The sequence below is a fragment of the Agrilactobacillus yilanensis genome (genome assembly GCF_003946725.1).
Lineage (GTDB): Bacteria > Bacillota > Bacilli > Lactobacillales > Lactobacillaceae > Agrilactobacillus > Agrilactobacillus yilanensis.
The window spans coordinates 291,439-312,039 of record NZ_RHOY01000001.1; the positions used below are offsets into that span (position 1 = coordinate 291,439).

The 20,601-nt window shown below is 42.2% G+C and carries 18 protein-coding genes; 7 read left to right on the forward strand and 11 right to left on the reverse strand.

From position 1 onward, the window contains the following. Positions 1 to 11 precede the first annotated feature (11 nt). Entirely contained in the window at positions 12 to 1,433 is a 1,422-nt protein-coding gene (locus EKM93_RS01335) for an MFS transporter (protein WP_125712269.1), read from the reverse strand. Between the two features lie 152 nt (positions 1,434 to 1,585). Here EKM93_RS01335 and EKM93_RS01340 point away from each other — a divergent pair, with 152 nt between their 5' ends. The 3 genes from EKM93_RS01340 to EKM93_RS01350 all read left to right on the forward strand — a co-directional run bounded on the left by EKM93_RS01340 (position 1,586) and on the right by EKM93_RS01350 (position 3,475). Next, positions 1,586 to 2,569, forward strand: coding sequence for an alpha/beta hydrolase (locus EKM93_RS01340; protein WP_125712272.1), 984 nt, complete (start codon positions 1,586 to 1,588; stop codon positions 2,567 to 2,569). 102 nt (positions 2,570 to 2,671) lie between these two features. Continuing rightward, on the forward strand, positions 2,672 to 2,863 hold the full coding sequence (locus EKM93_RS01345) for a hypothetical protein (protein WP_125712274.1): 192 nt from the start codon (positions 2,672 to 2,674) through the stop codon (positions 2,861 to 2,863). Positions 2,864 to 3,145: 282 nt separating this feature from the next. Next, positions 3,146 to 3,475, forward strand: coding sequence for a hypothetical protein (locus EKM93_RS01350; RefSeq protein WP_125712276.1), 330 nt, complete (start codon positions 3,146 to 3,148; stop codon positions 3,473 to 3,475). 444 nt (positions 3,476 to 3,919) lie between these two features. Here the strand turns inward: EKM93_RS01350 and EKM93_RS01355 are convergent, their stop codons facing one another. From EKM93_RS01355 to EKM93_RS01380, 6 genes are all read right to left on the reverse strand, one after another. Next, a complete protein-coding gene (locus EKM93_RS01355) occupies positions 3,920 to 4,684 on the reverse strand; it encodes a helix-turn-helix transcriptional regulator (protein ID WP_125712278.1) in 765 nt (254 codons plus the stop codon). 229 nt (positions 4,685 to 4,913) lie between these two features. Further along, positions 4,914 to 5,804 (reverse strand): L-serine ammonia-lyase, iron-sulfur-dependent, subunit alpha, encoded by an 891-nt coding sequence (sdaAA, locus tag EKM93_RS01360; protein WP_125712280.1) that lies wholly within the window; start codon positions 5,802 to 5,804, stop codon positions 4,914 to 4,916. A gap of 19 nt (positions 5,805 to 5,823) precedes the next feature. After that, a complete protein-coding gene (gene sdaAB, locus EKM93_RS01365) occupies positions 5,824 to 6,483 on the reverse strand; it encodes an L-serine ammonia-lyase, iron-sulfur-dependent subunit beta (RefSeq protein WP_125712282.1) in 660 nt (219 codons plus the stop codon). Positions 6,484 to 6,533: 50 nt separating this feature from the next. Next, the gene (locus EKM93_RS01370) at positions 6,534 to 7,583 is read right to left on the reverse strand and encodes a PTS sugar transporter subunit IIC (RefSeq protein WP_125712284.1); all 1,050 of its coding nucleotides are present in this window, start codon (positions 7,581 to 7,583) and stop codon (positions 6,534 to 6,536) included. A gap of 483 nt (positions 7,584 to 8,066) precedes the next feature. After that, on the reverse strand, positions 8,067 to 9,422 hold the full coding sequence (locus tag EKM93_RS01375) for an FAD-dependent oxidoreductase (RefSeq protein WP_125712352.1): 1,356 nt from the start codon (positions 9,420 to 9,422) through the stop codon (positions 8,067 to 8,069). 369 nt (positions 9,423 to 9,791) lie between these two features. Beyond that, complete coding sequence (locus EKM93_RS01380) at positions 9,792 to 11,249, reverse strand: zinc ribbon domain-containing protein (protein ID WP_164506955.1); 1,458 nt, start codon at positions 11,247 to 11,249, stop codon at positions 9,792 to 9,794. Positions 11,250 to 11,422: 173 nt separating this feature from the next. Between EKM93_RS01380 and EKM93_RS01385 the strand changes: the two genes are divergently transcribed. Further along, entirely contained in the window at positions 11,423 to 12,385 is a 963-nt protein-coding gene (locus EKM93_RS01385) for a 2-hydroxyacid dehydrogenase family protein (RefSeq protein WP_125712288.1), read from the forward strand. Between the two features lie 71 nt (positions 12,386 to 12,456). Here EKM93_RS01385 and EKM93_RS01390 read toward each other — a convergent pair whose 3' ends face one another. Next, positions 12,457 to 13,782: an MFS transporter gene (locus tag EKM93_RS01390; RefSeq protein ID WP_125712290.1), complete on the reverse strand. Its 1,326-nt coding sequence runs from the start codon at positions 13,780 to 13,782 to the stop codon at positions 12,457 to 12,459. Between the two features lie 138 nt (positions 13,783 to 13,920). Between EKM93_RS01390 and EKM93_RS01395 the strand changes: the two genes are divergently transcribed. From EKM93_RS01395 to EKM93_RS01405, 3 genes are read left to right on the forward strand one after another with little or no spacing between them, the layout of a single operon-like run. After that, positions 13,921 to 14,841 carry a linear amide C-N hydrolase gene (locus EKM93_RS01395; protein WP_125712292.1) on the forward strand — a complete coding sequence of 307 codons (921 nt, stop codon included), beginning with the start codon at positions 13,921 to 13,923 and terminating at the stop codon, positions 14,839 to 14,841. Positions 14,842 to 14,899: 58 nt separating this feature from the next. Further along, positions 14,900 to 15,796, forward strand: a complete 897-nt coding sequence (locus tag EKM93_RS01400) for an ABC transporter ATP-binding protein (RefSeq protein WP_125712294.1) — start codon at positions 14,900 to 14,902, stop codon at positions 15,794 to 15,796. Next, positions 15,789 to 17,018, forward strand: a complete 1,230-nt coding sequence (locus tag EKM93_RS01405) for an ABC transporter permease (RefSeq protein ID WP_125712296.1) — start codon at positions 15,789 to 15,791, stop codon at positions 17,016 to 17,018. Before EKM93_RS01400 ends, EKM93_RS01405 begins: the two co-directional genes overlap by 8 nt. Before the next feature lie 477 nt (positions 17,019 to 17,495). Here EKM93_RS01405 and EKM93_RS01410 read toward each other — a convergent pair whose 3' ends face one another. Genes EKM93_RS01410 through treR form a run of 3 tightly spaced genes read right to left on the reverse strand, consistent with a single transcriptional unit; the run spans position 17,496 to position 20,318 of the window. Then, positions 17,496 to 17,873, reverse strand: a complete 378-nt coding sequence (locus EKM93_RS01410) for a VOC family protein (RefSeq protein WP_125712298.1) — start codon at positions 17,871 to 17,873, stop codon at positions 17,496 to 17,498. Between the two features lie 27 nt (positions 17,874 to 17,900). Beyond that, entirely contained in the window at positions 17,901 to 19,559 is a 1,659-nt protein-coding gene (gene treC / locus EKM93_RS01415; RefSeq protein ID WP_125712300.1) for an alpha,alpha-phosphotrehalase, read from the reverse strand. Positions 19,560 to 19,580: 21 nt separating this feature from the next. After that, entirely contained in the window at positions 19,581 to 20,318 is a 738-nt protein-coding gene (treR, locus tag EKM93_RS01420) for a trehalose operon repressor (protein ID WP_125712302.1), read from the reverse strand. Positions 20,319 to 20,601: the final 283 nt, after the last annotated feature.

Here is a 20,601-nt window from a genome sequence, read left to right on the forward strand (position 1 = left end):
AAGATATTACATTATTTTTGGTTAACTGAAAAACTTTTTTCTAACCGTGGCATCAAGGCGGTTAAGATCAAGCCCACCACCCCAATAATCATAAAAATAACAAAGGTTAATCGAAACCCGGCTAACTGGGCTTGATTGGTGGTGGCGGTTTTACCCACTTGTTGTGTGGTCAAAGTCAGTACTTCGGTGGCGGCCACGACCCCTAAAGAACCTAAAATTTGCCGAACTGTGGTGGTAACGGCGGTGGCGTCAGCCAATAATGTTTTATCCAAACTATTGGCCCCCCAGGTTACCGCTGGCATCATTACAAAGGCATTCCCGCTCTCGGTAATGGTGGCACCTAAGATGGCAATCCACAATTGTTTGAACTGGACCAATAATGCTAAACCACCCATACCAATTACGATTAAAGCCATGCCGATTCGGATGACATTTTGCCCGTTTGTCCGATCTAATAGTTTGCCGGCAATGGGATTTAAGAGGCTTAAAACTACGGCGGCGGGGACTAAAGAAAGTCCGGATAATAATGGTGAGACATGTAAAACTTGTTGAAAATATAATGGTAAGATGATGGTGGTGACGATTAAGGCGATGTAAGAAATGCCGGTTAAAAAGACGGATAAGGTGTAGATTTTGGACGCAAATACTTTTAATTGTAATAATGGCTGTTGCAACTTGTTTTGCCGCCGGACGAACCAAACCATGCCGATCACACTCAAAATTATCACGAGCCATGTGGCCGCAATGCTGGCGTTATGATGGGTCAGTTCGGTTAACCCCCACAACATGGCGGGAAAACTGGCGGCTAGTAGGATGGACCAACCGTCAATGCTGCTTTTTGCCAAGGGCATGACGTTGGCGATTGTGGCAAAGGATAGGCTAAATGTGAGCAACATTAATAGTAGGAATAAGCCGAATAGGCCTTGCCAGCTGAAGAATTGCAATAGGATGCCGGAGATGATTGGTCCTACGGCTAGGGCGGATCCCATGACGAGTCCGGCAAAACCCATGATTTTGCCCCGCTGTGCTTTTGGGGTGATGGTTAATAGGACGGTTTGGTAGCTGGGGAAGATGATCCCTACGGCGATGGCTTCCAATAATCGGCCGCTCAATAGGGTGCTGAAGTTGGGTGCCCAGATGCACAGGATGGTGCCTAGGGCGAAGGTGGCAATGATGCTGCGAAACAGGCGTTTAAATGGGATGTTATGCAGCAGCCACGGGCTAACGGGGATGAAGATGCTCATGACCAGCATGAAGCCGGTGGTTAGCCACTGGACGGTGTCGGCGTTGACTTGGAAGGTTTGCATTAAGGTGGGATAGGCGGTGGATAGGGACGATTGGCTGATGGACATGCTGAAGGTTCCTAATAATAAGGTGATGATAAAGCCGAGGTAATGCTGTTTTGTTGTGCTGTTTGCGGTTTGATGTACCATAATAAAGCCCCCATTTTTTTCGGTACGCTTCTATTGTAGTCTTCTATTGGGCAAATGGCTGAATCAATTGTCAATTTTTTTAGGGGTGGACAAGATGCGGTGGAAGTATGCTATAGTTGAGGTAGACTTTTTTGAGATGTGAGGCGTCGATTTTGAGAGCTTTGAGGGATGCAATTGTACAAACTACAGCAATGACGGGCTTTTCCGGAAGGATTAAGGCCTTTTTTAGAGTTGCCGGCGCTTTGACGGTAAGCTGCCTGCCTAAAAAACTCGCACAACATTTGGATTTATCCACGGTGGATCGGATTACGTTGCCGGATGGTCTGGTGCAGACGCCAACGATTTTTGTTCATGGTTTCCGCGGTGGTATTGATACCACTGAGAAGATGGTGGAATCTGCCATTGATTATACGGAACAGACGGAATTTTTGCGGGTTATTGTCAATTGGCGGGGTCAGATTCGTTACCAAGGGACTTGGACAATGAATGAGAATCCGATTATTCAAATTATTTTTGAGGAAAATATTGCTAGTATGCGTATGCATTCCCGTTGGCTAGAATTAGTGTTGCCAACGTTAAAAAAGCGGTATGGTTTTCAGAAATTCAATGCGGTGGGTCATTCTGTTGGTGCCACAGCGTTACTAAACTGTTTATTGGAAAATCATAATGATCATAAATTTCCTAGTTTAAATAAAGTCATTTTAGTGGCTGGGCCTTTTAATGGGGTGATCGCTTTAGGTGATATTCCCAATATAAACCAATTGACTGCCTCGGGTAGACCATTCTTGATGAATTTACATTATCTTTATTGGTTGTTTCACAAAAAGAATTTCCCAAAGGCGGCTAAGGTGCTGAATATTTACGGCAATACGGATACGGGTTTTAATTCAGACACTTATATTACAATCAATTCCGCTAAATCAGTGAATTATTTATTAAGAGATACCGCTTCGGTTTATCATGAAATCGAGGTTCACGGTCCTAGTGGTGAGCACTCTGTGATGCATGACAATCGCCGAATTATTTATATTATCAACAACTTTTTATTTAACGACAGTGTCATCACTGAGCCATTCAATGAGACGGTCAAATTAAAAAATTTATCAGTAGAAAAAAGCAGCAGCCCCATGGCTTAAGCTGTTTTTTTATTCACAAAAAAAGCAGTCCCGGTAAGATTAAATTTGAATTATTAGAAATTTATGTTAAAATGAATTCAATCTAAAGGGAGGTCATAGCCTATGACAAAGACAGAAATTAACCAGCGCTTAACCGAAGAACTCTTCACGATCTGCGATAATTTTGACATCGAGATTGAAGACAAGCTTTATACTGAAGCGCAATATCAAGATTTAAAGCGGACTTTACTTGTTTTAAACGAATTAGGGATGGACGAAAACCAAATGAACCAAATTTTGGCAATCGGTGCTTAACACAAATTAATATTGGAGTTGATTATTATGTCATCTGACTCACAGTCCCAGTCCAGTCAATCTGACTCATGAATGCCTGAATGTTTCTCATAAAACATTCGGGCATTTTTATTTTCCTTTCTTTAGATTAAACAAAATCTCATTTTTGATAATATTTAATTAGATTGATAATATTTAATTAATAAAATCCTCTCAAAATCCTTTGATACCAACCATTTGACAATATCATTTTTATCCCTTATGATTAACAAAATTAAGATTTTTCTAATGGAGGTGTCGTAAATGACAATTTTAGGAAACAGTTTGTTGATTATTGCTACAGTTATTGGAATTCCTACAGTTTTGCTTTTACAATTCATTTTAGGGTATAAACAAGTCTCATCCAAAATTGCACGCGTTGTTCCAGTCGTTTACGGCCTTTTATTAACTTATTTCACATTATCCGCCGCAGCCAATGGCCAATGGACATTAAACCATAGCCTCTTTTTGGGCAGCCAATGGCTCGTCAGCTACTTCTTCTACTTCATCTACAGCTTTGGTAAATCAAAAAGCATAGAAAAAGTCGGTGAACTTAACGCCGACGTAGAAGAAATGGAAAAAAACAGAGCGTGAACTAGAGCGGGAAAGCCTCGAGCATAACCTAGACTTACGACATAAGCCCGGTCTTGGCTTGTGAGTAAGACGTAGTTATGTGAGAGCTTTGCTCTAGTGAGCGCGTTTTAGAAAACCAACACAAAATAAAACCGCCGTAAGCGTACTTTTTACAAGTAAGGCGTAGTTATGTAAATTGTCAGCAGCTTGGAGCGCATTTCAAAAACACAAAATAAAAAACCGCTTAAGCGGCTTCCCAGGTGCATTATGCCCTGCTCTCCCAACAAAACTTATGTAAAATAACAATAGAGACTAAAAGACTGATCTATTCACCACCACAACTTGGGGGGATTAGGTCAGTCTTTTTCTGGAATCGCTTATTGAATTGCTTTTTGAATCGCTTATTGAGGAACCGCTTGAACTCAATTAATCACCAACTTTCACAAGATAGTTCAACGTTTAAGACTAAGCTTGAGCACGGCGATCGACCTTTACCTCCATATTTTCAGAATGATTTCCACTGCGGACTGTTTGTAAATAACGATAAACACTAGGTTCAGAAGCTCCTAATGCATCAGCCGCATCGGCAACACTATCTTTAAGTTGGAAGAAACCTTGATCATAAAGGCGTTGTACACATTCGATCTTATCGGCGCGCTTCATATAATCTTTTTGGATATGCATTTCATCTAAATAAGCACTCACAATTCGGGTGGCATAATTTTTAGATGATGTGGTCAAGTGCTCGTACTCGTGCGTATTGACTGCAGCCGCAACGGCCGGTTCATCTGCTACAACTCGGGCATCCGCATTCGGGTCAACCTCTAGTTCTCTCATCTTAGTTTGATAATTTCCTAACACCTTATTTAAGGTTTCGTTTAGATCCGTTAAGCAAGACTCGTCGGTATTGATGCAGATCATCGCCACAATTTCGCCTTCGTACCGGATAAAATAAGTTGAAGAACGTAAAACTTGATTTGTTTCAGAAACACCGCGGTAGTTCGCGATAAAATCCCGTTTTTCTCGGCGGCCGGCTTTTACTGTCCGCAACGCTAAGTCTGATGCAGGATCTCCAACTTGTCGGTGTGTGATTAAATTATTATAAATCACCACAATTGAATGGTCTAAATCCGTTAAATCATTCAATAACACCTCACTATTTTTGCCTAAAATCTGAGAGATAAACTCTACCATTGGAATGTAACTTCGTATATATTCTTTAACACCCATGTCGCAGCCTCCTTATTTCAAATATCATATCATTTTAATAATTCATTATCAATAATTTTGTTCATTTATAAACAAATGCACCAAAAAAGCCGGTCACTTCAACAACTGTTATAACCTATTAGTTTTCACTAATAAAGTTATATCCAGTATGCGTCTTAGCGCCCGGCTTAAATTAAAATTCTGGTGAATTTTGTGGATTCGGTTAATTATAAATGATTAAAATTTATTTTTAGTTGACTTCAACAGACTGGCCGAAAATTGACATTTTCATTTGTACGCCAGTTGGAGTGCCAGCTAAACCACCTATACCAGTTTCACGTAAAGCTTTTGGTAAACCTTGACCGACTTCTTTCATAGCAGCAACGACTTCATCAGCTGGAATTTTATTTGTACAACCAGCTAACGCCATGTCTGCGGCGATCAATGCATTCCCTGCACCTATGGCATTACGTTTAACACAAGGTAATTCAACTAGACCTGCAACCGGGTCACAAACGAGACCTAATAAATTACTCATCGCCATAGCCAAAGCTTCAGAACTTTGTTGGGCATCGCCCCCGGCCGCTTCTACTGCTGCAGCAGCGGCCATGGCAGAAGCACTGCCTACTTCGGCTTGACAACCGCCAGTTGCCCCGGCGATCATTGCGTTATTGGCAATAACCATCCCGAAAGCACCGGCTGTAAATAAGAATCTAACGGTTTGATCGTGATCTAAGTTCAAACGATTCTTGATGACAAACAAGACACCTGGTAATGTCCCTGTAGAACCAGCGGTTGGTGTGGCACAAACAACACCCATTGCGGCATTAACTTCGTTTGTTGCAATCGCATTTTGAACAGCTTCTACCATGGTATCGCCAGATAAAGTATGGCCTTTTTCACGATATTTCTTCAATAAAACAGCTTCGCCACCGGTTAAGCCAGTTTTAGAAAAGACACCATCGCCTTCAACACCACGTTTAACAGCAGCAGCCATGACATCTAAGTTGTTAGACATTTGATCCCAGACTTCTTCTCTAGTAGCGCTGTTTTTCTTCATTTCCTGTTGGATCATCAATTCAGAAATTGGGGTATTTTGTTCTATAGAAGTATCGACAAGTTCTTTAATTGTATCGTACATAATTTTTTCCTCCTAGAGATTAAAGATAAACCATTTTTGTGCTATCTGAAGATAGGGCATTCAAATCTTTGTCTTTCAAACGGTTTTCAAGATCATATTCGTACATTGTTGCATGGCCAGCACCGGCATATTCAGCGTGATGATTGATCGTATTGATTTTGCTCAATTTATCACTGATATTTTCAGTGGATTGGGTGTCCGCACTTTGAACTAAAAGAATTGGTAATGGGCCTTTTGGTTTAATGTGGAACCCGTCCATTTTAATATCTCTGATTTCAATTGTCCCACCACCGATGGAGCAGCCAGAAACAACGATTTCACGGCTACCTTTCTTTAATTCGCAGACAGCGGTGTTTGGATGTCCAATTGGGCTATCCTCGTCTTCTTCGATAAATTTAATTTTAATGCCTTGGTCTTCAGCAATCTTAATGGCATTTGGTACCCGACTATCATCAGGTTCAAAACCTAAGATACCACTAATAATAGCATAGTCTGTCCCGTGGCCTTTATGTGTTTGGGCAAAAGATTCATAATAATGAATCGTAATTTCTTCAGGAATACTACCGAATAAGCGATTGGCAGCACGACCAATGGCAACTGCACCTGCGGTATGAGAACTGGATGGACCAATCATGACTGGACCGATGATATCAAAAACACTCTTGTAATTTCCTGACATTTTATTCACCTCATAATTTATTTTAAACCAATTGATTCACAGATTAAATATTAAGCGTTGGCAGTTTCTGCTGCGGCTGGTGTTGCTTCGCCGCGGATTTCAGAAACAGTATGAATTTTGAAGTTTCTGAAGACGTAAGCGCCCACATAGCCCCAAATAGTACTGTTGATTAAGATCAACAATGTGGCAATAGCAACGCTGGCTGCTTGGTTGAACCCAAAGGCAACGATTAAGCCAGCCCAAGGTGTTGCCATACCAGTGACGTTGATCACAAGATGGAAAGCCCCGACGATCATCCCGTTAATCGCACCGGCGATGGCGTTTGTGGCAAATATTGGAATTGGATTTGCAGAAATAATATCAATTTGTGTTAAAGGTTCAACGGTAACGGCAACGGCTGTTGAGTTACCACCAAAGTTTAATTTTCTAAATAGACTGAAGTTTAAGAAGGAATTCCCAGTACAACCTAAAGCCCCAACGGCCATTGGTACACCGGTTAAACCGATCAAACTTGTTAATACCATAGAAGATAGCGGTGTCATACCGACTAATGGAATGATGGCGCCTAAGATAGCGGCCATGACCATTGGATTAGATTGTTCGGCACTGACAATGGCATTACCTATGATATGTAAGACTTGCAGAACCGCTGGTGAGATCAAAGCTGCAATCCCGTTAGCTAATGCAGGGCCTACTAAAACGACGACGATTAGATCAATACCTTCTGGAACACGTTTTTCGATTTGTTTTAAGACGAAAGCTACGGCATAAGCTGCAATAAAGGCTGGAAGCAATTTAACTTTAAGCAAAGAAACACCGATTAAGACAGAAAATACAGGACTAATGCCAAAAGCAAGCGGTACTAATGTCCCAGCAGCTAAGCCGCCTAAGGACCCCATGGTATCCCCAATTTGCTTGATGAAGTCGATATGGAAAACGCCACCAATTGCATAACTTAGGAAAGCCTGTGGTAAGAATGTGGCACATGCGGCACCAGACAAAGCACTAATTGCCTTTTTACCGTTAGGTGCTTTAAATGTGAATAATGTCAATGCAGCGATAACTGCTAATAAAACTAAAACGCCAATAACAATTTGCATTTTGTATACCCTCCACTCTAATCACAAGAACTTCCCGGCCGAGATATGTGATTACCATCACTTATGTGACTAATAATAATTTATCAACACACTGATAATATCACATTGATAATATCTTTGCATTAAATTTAGATAAAAACTTATCAAATTAATTGTTCAATTTCTCATAAATACTGATATTTAACTAATTTAGCCGTGATTCAATGGCGATTATAGCCTATTTTGAAAGCGTTTACAAAGTTCGATTTCCATAAGCAAGTCTTCAGAAATTTTTTTGGTGCGTTGATAAAATTTTAAGTTTATGATAAAAATCTTTCAGCCTCATAAAATTTTTTAATGATTTATAATCTTTTTGATTATCATTTATCATTAATTCTCAAAAATAGCCGAAAAAAAAGAGACAAATTCAAGTCTGAGTCCTTGAATTGTCCCTTTTTGATAATTTTAAGGCTGTTTTAATAATTTATCATTATCATTTTGATTTTAGTTCATTTCCGTCCGGATGGCCTTTTGTGCAGCAATGTTCATGATGTTCCAAGGCCGATCAAAACCGGGTTGGAAGAAGAAGTCGGCATAGGCCAGGTCATCAATGGTCATTTCTGCTTGAATGGCCACAGAGATGGCATTAATATTTGCGGTTACGTCCCCTTTAGACATGATCTGTGCCCCCATCACCCGGCGTGTGGCTGGTTCGTAGGTCAATTTGAAGTAAACTTCTGGATTCTCAGCGGCGGGCACAAAAGCGGGCCGTTTGGTATCGGTGACAAAGACAGATTTGACGGTTACGCCGTAATTGTCTGCGGTGCCTTGTTTGATGCCGGTGGATGCAAATTTATAATCAAATACGCTTAGGGCTGAAGAGCCTAAGACGCCTGGGAATTTGTGTACTGGTTTTTCAATGTTCATTGCCGCAAAACGGCCTTGGCGCCGTGCTACGGTGGCTAGTGCGATTGGTGCTTGGGTGCCGGTGGCTTGGAATTTGGCCATGACGGCATCCCCCACTGCAAAAACATCTGGGGCACTAGTTTGGAAATAGTCGTCCACTTTGATGTGGCCGCGTTGATCCAAATCTAAGGTTTCTCTGAGCCAACGGGTGTTGGGTTTGATGCCGGCGGTTTCGATAACGAGGTCAGCGGCGTATTCTCCTTGGTCGGTGATCACTTTTTGAACTTTACCGTCCTTACCTTCAAAGGCTTTCAAACTTTGGCCTGTGGCGGCAAAAATGCCATGTTCTGCCATGGTTTTAGTTAAGATGCTGGTAAATTCTTCGTCCAAGTAAATGCTCAACAGCCGTGGCAGTAGTTCCACGATGGTCACGTGCATGCCGGCTTCGGCAAAAACTTCGGCGGCTTCAATACCAATGTAGCCGGAACCGATGACGACGACGTTTTTAACGTTGGGATCAACGGTTTTGGCTTTTAATTTAATGGCCCAATCCCGGCCCCGCATGGCATAGATGTTTTCTAGGTCTTTGCCGGGGACTGGAATTTGTGCCGGTACGGCGCCGGCACTTAAGATTAATTTGTCATAATGTTCTGTCCGGTTCTGATCACCACCGTGGTCCACTACTGTGACTTCGTGGGCTTTGGGGTCAATGCTCGTGATTTCCTGCTGTACAAATACATGAACGCCTTGGGCCCGCATGCCTTCAGCTGTGGCATAGCGGACGTTGTTCACATCTTTAACGGTGCCTTCTAGATAAAGTTGCATCCCGCAAGATAGGAAAGAGACAAAATCGCCTTTTTCATACCATTGTATTTCAGCTTCGGGATGATCCAACAATAATTGCCGCACAGCTTCATAACCACCATGGGAAGAACCAACAACAATAACTTTCATCACGAAAAACCTCCAGTAATTAAGAATTATTACAGTTATAGTATACTTCAAAAAATACTTTAATGCAGATGCAAAAAAGCAGATCAAAAATTAATTTCTGATCTGCTTTTTTGTGTTGGTTTTCTGAAACGCGTTCCCAAAAGACTGATTTCTGCGCTTAGCTACGTCTAACTTGTAAGCGAAAACCGCTCACGGCGTTAGTCTAGGCTATGCTCAAAATCAACCCGTCTTTTGTCACGCTCTGGGCCTGAAACGCGCTCACCAACACTGATTTCTACATATAACTACGCCTTGTTGCTAGTCGCAGGCGACTACCTGCCAAGTCTAGGTTATATTACGAAATCACCCGTGTTGGTTCGCGCTCTTGTTTTAATACTTCACGAAGTCTACGACTGCTAATATAAAGTTTGCGATTAATAAGACGATGGCGATGATGGCGGAGATGCCAAATTGGAAGTTCTGTAGGCCGCTGGCGGCGACGATGCCTTTACTGATTAAGATGCCGAAGACGGCGATGTAGGCTAAGATCGATACCACGGCGGCGGCGAGTTTGATAATATATGATGCGTGAATTTTCCAAATGCTAAAGACTAATAAGGCTAATGGGCCGATCATTAGCATGAAGAGTAATAAGATCATCATTGTCTTAAAGCTGCTGCCACCTAAGGACATAGTTTTAAATAAGGTGGAGGAAGTTGTCCCAGCCGTGCCAAAGGTGCCGCTGCTGATAAAGCCGCCGACAAAAGTGGTCAACAGTAAAATCACAGATAGGCCGGCACTGACCCAATCCAAAATATTAATTTTTTGCAAGAAGCTTAGATTATCATCATCACGGCGGTCCTCATAATCGTCGCCTTGATCATAATCGTCATAGTTGTCCCCTGAATCTGTGGCGCCATAACTCATTGGCGTGGTGGCATAGCTGGTTCCGGTGTCATAAGCGGCTTCAGCGGTATTATCATTATAAGGACTATAATAATTGTAATTATCTGTGGCGGTTTGTGTTTGCTGGTCTTGATAATCAGCTTGAGCCGGTTCTTGATAATCATTACCATAAGGATTGTAATTCATATCTTGATTGTTATATTGCGGATCGTTGGCATAACCACCAGTGCCATAGGTATTTGCGTTACTTTGCCCATAGTTGTAATTATCTGTCGTGGTTGACCGCCCGTTTTCCGGAGGGTTTGGTTCAAAATTGGTATAGCTTTGATCAGCTGATTTTGCGGCCGGCTGGGCAGTGGTGTCGTAAGCCGGCTGATTATACGCACTACCACTGTCATAATTCGTGTTGGCTGACGTATAGTCGCTGTCATAATTTGTTTCGTTTTTGGGCATCTGGTTAAAAGCAGCCCGGGTCATGTAATTATTCAATGTTTGCGGTGCGGTTTGTTTGGTGTTTGTTTGGTCATTATTTTCCACCGGCTTAATTCGTTCCGGTGTCGTTTGCCGTGTATCAATGCGGCCTAACTCTGGTTTATGCTGATTTGACGTATTGTCGGTTGGTAAACCAAACGTCTGTAGGGATGATTTGCCTTGTAAATAAGGATCATCATCAGTTTGAATTTGTTGATTCGTTGTTTGCCGTGCCCGTGTATTTGGTTCGTATGGTTCGTTTAAAATACCATGTTCGTCAGTGGTTGGCGGTGTTGTACTATCTTCATCTTGTGGCGCTACTAATAACATCTTTTGCGTCACACCCATGACCATCTTTCTGGCCTTCGTGCTTAGTGGATAGCCGCAATTTGGACAAAAGTTCTGCGCAGATTCGATAGTGGCTCCGCAGTTTGGACAAAAACCCATCATAAAGCCCCCAGTCTCTTCCATGATTACTATATCCTTAATCATAGCACATAGATTTCGCGATAAAATTCTATTTTCCTAAAGAAATTTTACATTCTTTAAAAAAAATGAAGAATTCTGCCGAAAATCGTTGCTTGTTTCTCAAAAATTGGTTAAGTTTGACTTGAGTCACTAATTATAATAAGGAGTGATTGTTAATGACTAAAGTATTTATCGCTGCCAAAATTCCGCAGCATGCCCATCAATTATTGATGGACGCCGGTATCGAAGTTCAAGAACACACGGGCAATTTGCTGATCACACAAGAGCAGCTGATCGCTGGTGTCAAAGATTGTGATGTTTTGATTACTGCTTTATCCACTCAAGTGCCTGAAGCGGTGATCGATCGGGCGCCTAATTTAAAATTAATCGCAAACTACGGTGCTGGTTTTAACAACATTGATACAAATTACGCAAAAACAAAACAGATTCTCGTAACCAATACCCCTTTTGTTTCAACAGATTCCACGGCAGAATTAGCCGTCGCTTTAATTTTGAGTATTTCTCGGCGCATTGTCGAGGGCGATCGTTTGATGCAAACCAAGGGCTTTAATGGCTGGGCACCTTTATTTTTCTTAGGTCATCAAGTCAGCCACAAGACGTTAGGGATCATTGGGATGGGTCAAATCGGTCAAGGCGTGGCCAAACGGCTTAAAGGCTTTGATATGGAAATTTTGTATACTCAGCGGCAACGTTTAGATCCTGAAATTGAAAACGCTTTAAACGCCCAATATGTGCCGTTTGACGAATTAATTACTCGCTCGGACTATGTGACGCTGCACTTGCCATTCACCCCTGAAACGAAGCATTTGATCAATGGAGCAGTTTTCCAGGCCATGAAGCCCTCTGCTTACTTCATCAATGCGGCTCGAGGGCCAATTGTGGATGAGGCGGCGTTGGCACAGGCCATCAGTGACCAGGCCATTGCTGGGGCGGCTTTAGATGTGTACGAAGACGAACCCAATGTTTATCCCGCTTTAAAGAATCTAGATAATGTGATTTTAGAGCCCCATATTGGGAATGCGACGGTGGAAGCCCGGGATGCCATGGCAGAAATTGTAGCGAACAACACGATTGCCCTTGCGCAAGGTGCGCTACCAAGATATATTGTCAATCCTTAACCTTGAAACAACAAACAACCAGGTCACCTTAATGGCCTGGTTATTTTTTTGGGCTGCTTTAAAATTGCCCTTTAGTCTGCGTGCTGTTTGGTATAGCTATAGATTACTTTTTGATCATAAAGGGCCAGTAAGATAATCATCAAGATATAGGCTAATAGTGGGATCCAAGCGTAGTTCATGACAATCATGTTTAAGGTGGCATGATTTTGGCTGTGATTGGCCACATAGCCGGTTTGAGATAATAAGCCCGCGGTGATCAAGCCGCCGATCCCTAGGCCGAGGTTGACGCCAAAGTCGTCGGTGGAGGCTAATAATCCGCTGGCTTCCACGTTAAATTTTTGCTGAGAGTACTTGATCGTATCCGAAATCATGATGGATACTAAGGCAATCACCATCCCGCTGCCCACGGTATTGATGAAGGTGCCGGTAAAAATCAGCGGTAGATTATGGAAAAATTCAGAACCAAAGGCAATCAAAATTTGCCCAGCAGAAGCAATGATCAACCCGGTCATCATTGCCTGTTTATTACTAAATTTCCGGGTCACAAACGGAATTGCCACAATGCCAATTAAAGCGGCGGCGGTGAACGTATTAACAATGGGCACTAAATTTTCCGCATTCAAATTATATTTAAAATAATAAATCGTTGTTTGATTTTTCATTGAGGTGGTCACCCAATAGAGGAAAATAATGCCGGATAAGATGAGCCAAGGCTTATTGTGACTGATCATCTTAAACGTCCGTTTGAATGAAGTGGCCGGTGGCATCTTAATTCTTTCCCGGACGTGGACAAACGTATTTAAAATTAAAATTAATGAGATGGTCGCAAAAACAATGATGGTCAGTAAAAAGCCCCGTTGCTGATCACTGCCTCCCAATAACGCGATCAATGGCAAGGTAAAAATCGCTACGATAATTTGGCTTGTCTGCCCGAAAAACTGACGAATCACGCCTAACAACGTTATTTCCCGGGAATTATTGGTCAAACTTGGTAAAATAGAAGTAATCGGTAAATTAACCGTGCTATAAAAAAAGCCCAGCAATAAGTAAGTGGCATAAGCCCAGACCAGCTTGCCCTGATGATCAAACGGCGGCACCACAAAGGTCAGCACCGCAACGATCACATAAGGTAAGGCGTACCATAGAAAAAACGGCCGGCTGTGGCCATACTTAGAATGGGTATGATCAATCATCACCCCGATAATCACACTTTCGATCACATCCGCAAAGCGGGCGATTAAAAATAAAGTCCCGACTTCTGCGGCACTGAGGCCGTAAATATCGGTATAGAAATATAATAAATAGGTGGTCATCACTTGAAAAACAAGATTATCCGCACCATCACTCAAGCCATAACTGAGTCGTTCTTTTAAGGAAGTTTGCCAAGCACCGTTCATTCAAACGCCTTCTTCGTTTTAAAATTTGCTTATTAATAATAAGTTTAGCGCAATTGATTTTCCCTTGCAACTCATTGGCCTTGTGTTTGGGCCCTGTTTTCACTGCACCATCAAAACCAATAAAAGAGGTTTTTATCAATGTGTACCAGTCTCACACTTTCAAAAAATCACCAACCGTTATTAGCTCGAACGATGGATTTTCCCACGACATCCCCTTGGCAGCCAATTTTCATTCCTAGAAATTACGCCTACCAACCAGCCACTAGCGCCGCTTTACGACATACAAAATACGCTTTCATCGGTGGCGGTCGGGTCATTGCGCCTAATATACACCTGATGGCGGACGGTGTGAACGAAAAAGGGCTGGCCTGTGCTGAGCTTTATTTTCCTTTCAAGGCCACTTACCATGATCAAGCACAAGCGGGCAAACTGAATTTGACGCCTCAAGATTTGATTCATTGGGTGTTGGGCGAGCATGCCAGTTTGGCGGAGGTTCAGGCAAATTTGCCTAAGATTGCTTTAGTGGCCAATACTTGGCACGATCAAGCGCAAAAGGTTTATCCGTTCCATTGGTTGTTAACGGATCCTACGGGGGCCACTTTGATTTTGGAGCCGCAAAGTCTGACGTTGGCGTTACAGCCGGATACTTTAGGGGTTTTAACCAACACGCCGGATTTGGCCAATCATTTAGCCCGCCTACGTCAATTTCTGCAGTTGCCTGCCACTGCGGATGTGCCCCAGATTCAGCTGGCTGCCCGGGCTTACCACGGTTTGTTGCCTAATCGGACTATCCCCACCGATCGCTTTATCAAAATGGCGATTTTAAAGGCTAAACTCCCGCAGCAGTTTGATAATGAGGCTTTATTTGCCTGTTTGGATCAGGTGATTATTCCTAAAAATGACGGCCGGCATCTCAAAAATCATGATTATACCCATTATGAAATGATTTTAAATACGGTCACTGGCGCCTATCAATTCCACGATTTAAACACTAAGCAACACTACGCCCTGCGTTTGTCCGACTACTTGCATCAGGCCAAGACTATTACTCGCTTTTAATTTAAATTTTAGGTATTATTAATTTTGTACTGAAAACTAAATTCTTGGAGGAAAATGTATGCTTGATATTGCGCATCTGCACAAGCAATTCGGTAGTGTCACCGCTTTAGATGACGTGACGTTCTCCGTTGCACCGGGGCAGATTATGGGGTTAATCGGCCAAAATGGTGCCGGTAAATCTACCACGTTTCACAGTATCTTAAATTTCTTACATTATGACGGCCAGATTAGCTGGCAGAATCAACCTATCACCGAAACGGTTTTTAATGAAATCGGCTATTTACCAGAAGAACGCAGCTTGATGCCTAAGCTCACTGTAGAACAGCAAATTGTTTATTTGGCGGAACTAAAAAATCGCCCAGCTAAAGAAATACGGCCTAAAATTGATGATTGGTTAAAACGGTTTGCGGTTAAAGGCAATCGCAAAGATAAAATAAAATCACTTTCTAAAGGGAACCAACAAAAAGTGCAACTGATCTGTACTTTAATTCATGAACCAAAATTAATTATTTTAGATGAACCTTTCAGCGGCCTGGATCCAGTGAATGCGGATCTTTTAAAACAAGCCATCTTAGATGCTAAAGCCGCTGGTGCTGCTATTATTTTTTCTAGTCACGATATGGAAAACGTGGCGTCTTTGTGTGACAGTTTGGTCATGCTCAAAAACGGCCAAGTGGTGCTCAGTGGCACTGTGGAAGCTGTCCGGGCGCAATTTGGTAAAACGGAATTATTCGTCACCACCGATCAAACACAAGCCCAACTGGCACAACTCCCCCATGTCACCGATGTTCACCAACTGCATCAGCGCCAATATTTATTGCATTTGGACACCCCGGATGCTGGCCCAGAAGTCTTTGAAGCGTTGACCCACGGCCAATATATTGAAGAATTCCGACAGCAGCCACCCACATTGGATGAGATTTTCCGCTTGAAAGCAGGTGAACCAAATGCATAAACTTTGGATTGTCACCCGTGAAACGTACACCCGCCAAGTGAAATCTTGGAGCTTTTTAATGCTCGTTTTGATGCCGTTTATCATGATTGGTCTAAGTTTGGGTATCGGTTATATCAGCTATTCTGCCAACAGCGGTTCAGATACTAAAATCGCCATTATCAGTGACGAACCTGCGTTACGGCAGCAGTTGATCGCCCAAAATAAAGACGATATTCAAAAAAATGTGACCACCGTCAAACAGGCTAAAGCCAAGCTCGCCAAAGACGATCTCAGCGGCTATGTGGTCCTCAGTGTCAAGCAGCAGCAAATTCAAGCAACTTTCCATGGTAAAAGCGCTATGAACAGCGGTTTAAAAGCAAAAATAACAGCTTATTTGACCCAGGCCCAAAGCCAAGCCAATCTGGCCACGGCGCAATTATCGCCAGCACAAATCGCTGCTTTACAAAAACAACCGGTATTTAAAGAAAAACTGCAGCACGACCAAGGGGAAGCCAAATTGGCCAAAACCGTCTCCTTTTGGATTTTGGTCTTCATGGTCTACATGATTTTAATCACCTACGCTTCCATCACAGCCCAAGAAATTGCCTCTGAAAAAGGGACAAAAATTATGGAAATTATTTTTTCCAGCACGTCGGCCGCAAAATATTTTGTCGGCAAAATTCTTGGCGTTTTATTAGTGATTTTAACGCAAGTTGCGGTTTATGCTTTAGGTGGCTGGGGCGGTTATCTTTATGCCCAGCGGATCCATGGGGTTTCAGAATTTTTAGCGGACAATCAAACTTTAGTTAATGACGTTTTACACAATTTATTAAGCGTTAACTTAATCTTCTTATTACTGGGCGTTGTCATTTACACCGTCTTATCCGCCTTTTCCGGGGCTTTGGTCGCCAAAGCTGAAGATGCGTCAAAAGCAGCCCAACCCGCCACAATGTTGACGATGGTCGCCTTTTTTGCAACTTTCCCATTCCAAAATAATGCGGATCAGCTACTGCCTAAAATTTTATCGTATGTACCATTCTTTTCTTCTTACTTCATGCCGATTCGCATTATCAACGAACAAGCTAGCCCGATTGAAATTACAATTTCCTTATTAATTTTAGTCATCACCATCCTCCTAGCCATGTTCTACATCGGCCGAATCTATGAAGGCCTCATGCTGCAAACAGACGACTCCAGCTTCTGGAAACGCATGAAACGCGGTCTAGCCTATAGTAAGAAATAAAGAGCGCGACAAAAGACGGGTTGATTTTGAGCATAGCCTAGGCTAACGTCGTGAGCGTACTTTGCTTACAAGTTAGACGTAGCTAAGCGCAGAAATCAGTCTTTTGGAGCGCGTTTCAAAACCAGAGCGCGAAAGGGCACGATTTTGACTTTGAGCATAACCTAAAATTATGATAAAAGCCCGATTTTGGCCTACGAATAATTTGTAGTTATGTAAGAAGTCCGTACCCTTGAATACGTTTTAAAAACCACAATCTTAATAAATGCGGAAAAACCGCAAAATAAATAGAGGTCAGTCAAAAGTAATTTTGATTTGGCCTCTATTTGGTTTGGGTGTAGTGCTATCTTTTTTTGGTTTTCATAAACGCGCTCACTAGAGCAAAGCTCTCACCTAACTACGAATTATTCATAAGCGAAGTGCACTTATTTCATAATTCTAGGTTAGTGCTCGAGGCTTTCCCGCTCTAGTTCGCGCTCTTTATTCTGTTAATTCTACGATGTTGCCTTCGGGGTCTTGGATGACGGCTTCATAATAGCCATCGCCGGTGGTTCGTGGGCCGTCAATTAATGGGATGCCGGCTGCGACGAAGCGTTTGGCGTAGGCGTCCACGGTGGCTTTATCCCCAACGGCTAAAGCGATGTGGGCGTAACCTAAGCTATCCGTAATTCTTGGGGATAGGTGCTGTTTGTGAATCAACTCAATCCGGCAGGTGCCGTCTAAAGTCAGAAAATAAGATTCAAATTGGGTTTTTACATTGTGATACTTTTCTGAACTGGTGACATTAAAGTATTGTTCATAAAACGCTTTAATTTTTTCTAAATCTTCAACCCAGATGGCAATATGTTCAATTTTCAAAAACTCATCTCCATTTTAATGATAATATTATCTTTTTAATTTGAAAGCGATACTTTCATATGGCGCCATAGGCAATACTTTAGGTGTTTTAGTTTCGTTCCGGTTATAATTACTAATAAACACACTTGCATTTTTATCTTGATACTCTGCGGGCAATGTGAACGTTGTCTCGGTGCCGTAGAAGTTATTCAAGACTAATAAAACCGTGTCTTCATAGGTGCGGACGTAGCCGAAAACTTGGGAATGGGTCAAATCCAACGGTGCATAATCCCCTTGCGCGATAATGGGTTCTGTTTTGCGTAAGTGAATTAACTGTTGATAATACTTAAAAATTTCCCCATGGGCAAGCTCTTGATGGACGTTAATTTGTAGCTGCTGGGTAGGTTCTAACCAAGGCCGGCCTGTGGTAAAGCCCGCATTAACCGTGGCATCCCAGTGCATGGGCACCCGGCTGTTATCCCGGGATTTGGTTTTCACAATTTCAAAGGCTTCTGCAGGCGTCTGCCCATCTTTTAATAGCTGTTGATAAGCATTTTTTGTTTCAATATCCACATACTGCTGAATGCTTTGATAATCTGGATCAATCATCCCGATCTCTTCGCCTTGATAAATATACGGTGTCCCCCGCAGCAAATGAATGGTCGTCGCCAACATTTCGGCAGATTTTTCCCGATAATGAACCGGATCACCAAAACGATTGATCGCCCAAGGTTGGTCATGGTTATTCCAAAACAGCGCATTCCAGCCCCCTGCTTCAGCCATTCCCACTTGCCAGTCATTAATGGTTTGTTTTAGAGCTTGAAAATCAAAAGGCATCTTTGTCCACTTTGCCCCATCTCGATAATCAACTTTTAGATGATGGAAAGTAAACGCCATTGTCAGCTCGTGATTTTCAGGATTGGTATACCCTGCAGCAGCGGGAATCGTCGTGGAAGATAATTCACCAACCGTGACACTATCTGGGTCTTGCCCAAAACTGGCTTGATTCATTTCTTGTAAATAACGCTGCACAATCGGCGTATCGGTATACAATTTTTTGTCATCGCCGCCAATTTCAGCGTCCTTTAAATCTTCAGATTTTCCAGTCACATTAATCACATCAAATCTGAAATTAGCCACGCCCTTTTGCCGCCAGAAATTAATCACTTCAAATAAAGCTTTGCGAACCTCTGGATTATGCCAATCCAAATCGGCTTGTCCCGGATCGTAAAGATGTAAATAATACTTGCCGGTATCACCAAATTTGTCCCAAGCTGGGCCCCCAAACTTAGAAACCCAATTATTAGGCAAACTGCCATCTGGTTTTGGATCCCGGAGATAGAAGAATTTTTGATAATAAGGATCACCGGCTAAGGCTTTTTGAAACCATTCATGCCGCGTAGAGACATGGTTCAAAACCATATCCAGCATTATCCCAATGTGATTTTCCCGCAAGGCGGCTTCCATGGCATCAAAGTCCGCCATTGTGCCGAATAAAGGATCAATATTGTAATAATCTGCCACATCGTAACCGTTGTCATTTTGCGGTGATACAAAAAACGGACTGAACCAAATCATGTCTACCTGTAGTTTCTTGAGATACGGAATTTTTGCAATAATTCCTTGCAGGTCACCGATACCATCCCCATTTGCATCATAAAAAGATCGGGGATAGATTTGATAAATTACTTTGTTTTTAAAATCCATTGGTAGATCGCCTCAATTCAATTAAAATTTTTTTGCAACAAGATGTTTGCGTCGGGCAAAGTCCACAAATTTAAACCGATCCGGTCGATGAATGGACCGGGTATATTGAAAGAAAGTCGTATCGTTCAAATAGGTCAAGCTACGGACAACTACGGCCAAATTCGCAGTTTCCAAATGAAGTTTTGCACAAATGGCCTCATCCATCGGTTCCACCGTGATTGTTTTTGTCGCATAAGCAATATTTAAATTCAACGTATCTTCCATATATTCATATAATGAGCCTTGGGCAACGATCTCGGGGACTTCTGGCACGACTGATTTTAAAAGATAATCTTCATCTACAACAATCGCCTCATCATCCACGGTTCTCAGGCGCTGAATAAACGTGGCCGCTGGATCCAGATGCCGGCCTACTTGCTTCATAATCTCAGCTGGCAGCGGCCGATCTTCTAAGGCCAAAACTGTCGTAACCGCATTCATTTGTTGGTTGCGGTTTAATTCCGTAAAGGTCGTAATGCCAGAAATTGGGAAAGTGAACTTGGCCGTATCCAATACGACTGACCCTTTGCCTTTAATTTTTTGAATGAGGCCATTTTCCGTCAACTCCACCAATGCCTTACGCACGGTTGCCCGTGATGTGCCATATAAATTTGCCAAAATTGTTTCACTGGGCAGCAACGTGCCTTCTGTATACTGACCGTGCTTAATTTTATTGGTTAAATCCTGCGCGATACTCAAATATTTTTGCATGGTGTCCATTAAATCACCCCTCTAGCGCATTGTTATTATTTAAATTCATAAAACGTTTACAAAAATATTTTAACATACTTGTTTATACAAGTAAAACAAGGTGATTCAGATATTTGTAGTTTGATAAAACAGCTTCATATCAACGATATAAAAGAATTTATTTTTTTAGGTGTTTAAAGTTTGACAACTTGTATATACAGGATCTATACTCTAACTATGGAAACGGTTACTCCAGGTTTTTAGCCATTATTGTTCGTTCGATCAAAGGTTCAGTTCTCATTTAGGAGGGTCT

Coding starts and splice junctions, on each gene's coding strand:
- EKM93_RS01335 (WP_125712269.1), bottom strand. CDS start 1,433: ATGGTACATCAAACCGCAAACAGCACAACAAAACAGCATTACCTCGGC.
- EKM93_RS01345 (WP_125712274.1), top strand. CDS start 2,672: ATGACAAAGACAGAAATTAACCAGCGCTTAACCGAAGAACTCTTCACG.
- EKM93_RS01350 (WP_125712276.1), top strand. CDS start 3,146: ATGACAATTTTAGGAAACAGTTTGTTGATTATTGCTACAGTTATTGGA.
- EKM93_RS01355 (WP_125712278.1), bottom strand. CDS start 4,684: ATGGGTGTTAAAGAATATATACGAAGTTACATTCCAATGGTAGAGTTT.
- sdaAA (WP_125712280.1), bottom strand. CDS start 5,804: ATGTACGATACAATTAAAGAACTTGTCGATACTTCTATAGAACAAAAT.
- sdaAB (WP_125712282.1), bottom strand. CDS start 6,483: ATGTCAGGAAATTACAAGAGTGTTTTTGATATCATCGGTCCAGTCATG.
- EKM93_RS01370 (WP_125712284.1), bottom strand. CDS start 7,583: ATGCAAATTGTTATTGGCGTTTTAGTTTTATTAGCAGTTATCGCTGCA.
- EKM93_RS01375 (WP_125712352.1), bottom strand. CDS start 9,422: ATGAAAGTTATTGTTGTTGGTTCTTCCCATGGTGGTTATGAAGCTGTG.
- EKM93_RS01380 (WP_164506955.1), bottom strand. CDS start 11,249: ATGGAAGAGACTGGGGGCTTTATGATGGGTTTTTGTCCAAACTGCGGA.
- EKM93_RS01385 (WP_125712288.1), top strand. CDS start 11,423: ATGACTAAAGTATTTATCGCTGCCAAAATTCCGCAGCATGCCCATCAA.
- EKM93_RS01390 (WP_125712290.1), bottom strand. CDS start 13,782: ATGAACGGTGCTTGGCAAACTTCCTTAAAAGAACGACTCAGTTATGGC.
- EKM93_RS01395 (WP_125712292.1), top strand. CDS start 13,921: ATGTGTACCAGTCTCACACTTTCAAAAAATCACCAACCGTTATTAGCT.
- EKM93_RS01400 (WP_125712294.1), top strand. CDS start 14,900: ATGCTTGATATTGCGCATCTGCACAAGCAATTCGGTAGTGTCACCGCT.
- EKM93_RS01405 (WP_125712296.1), top strand. CDS start 15,789: ATGCATAAACTTTGGATTGTCACCCGTGAAACGTACACCCGCCAAGTG.
- treC (WP_125712300.1), bottom strand. CDS start 19,559: ATGGATTTTAAAAACAAAGTAATTTATCAAATCTATCCCCGATCTTTT.
- treR (WP_125712302.1), bottom strand. CDS start 20,318: ATGGACACCATGCAAAAATATTTGAGTATCGCGCAGGATTTAACCAAT.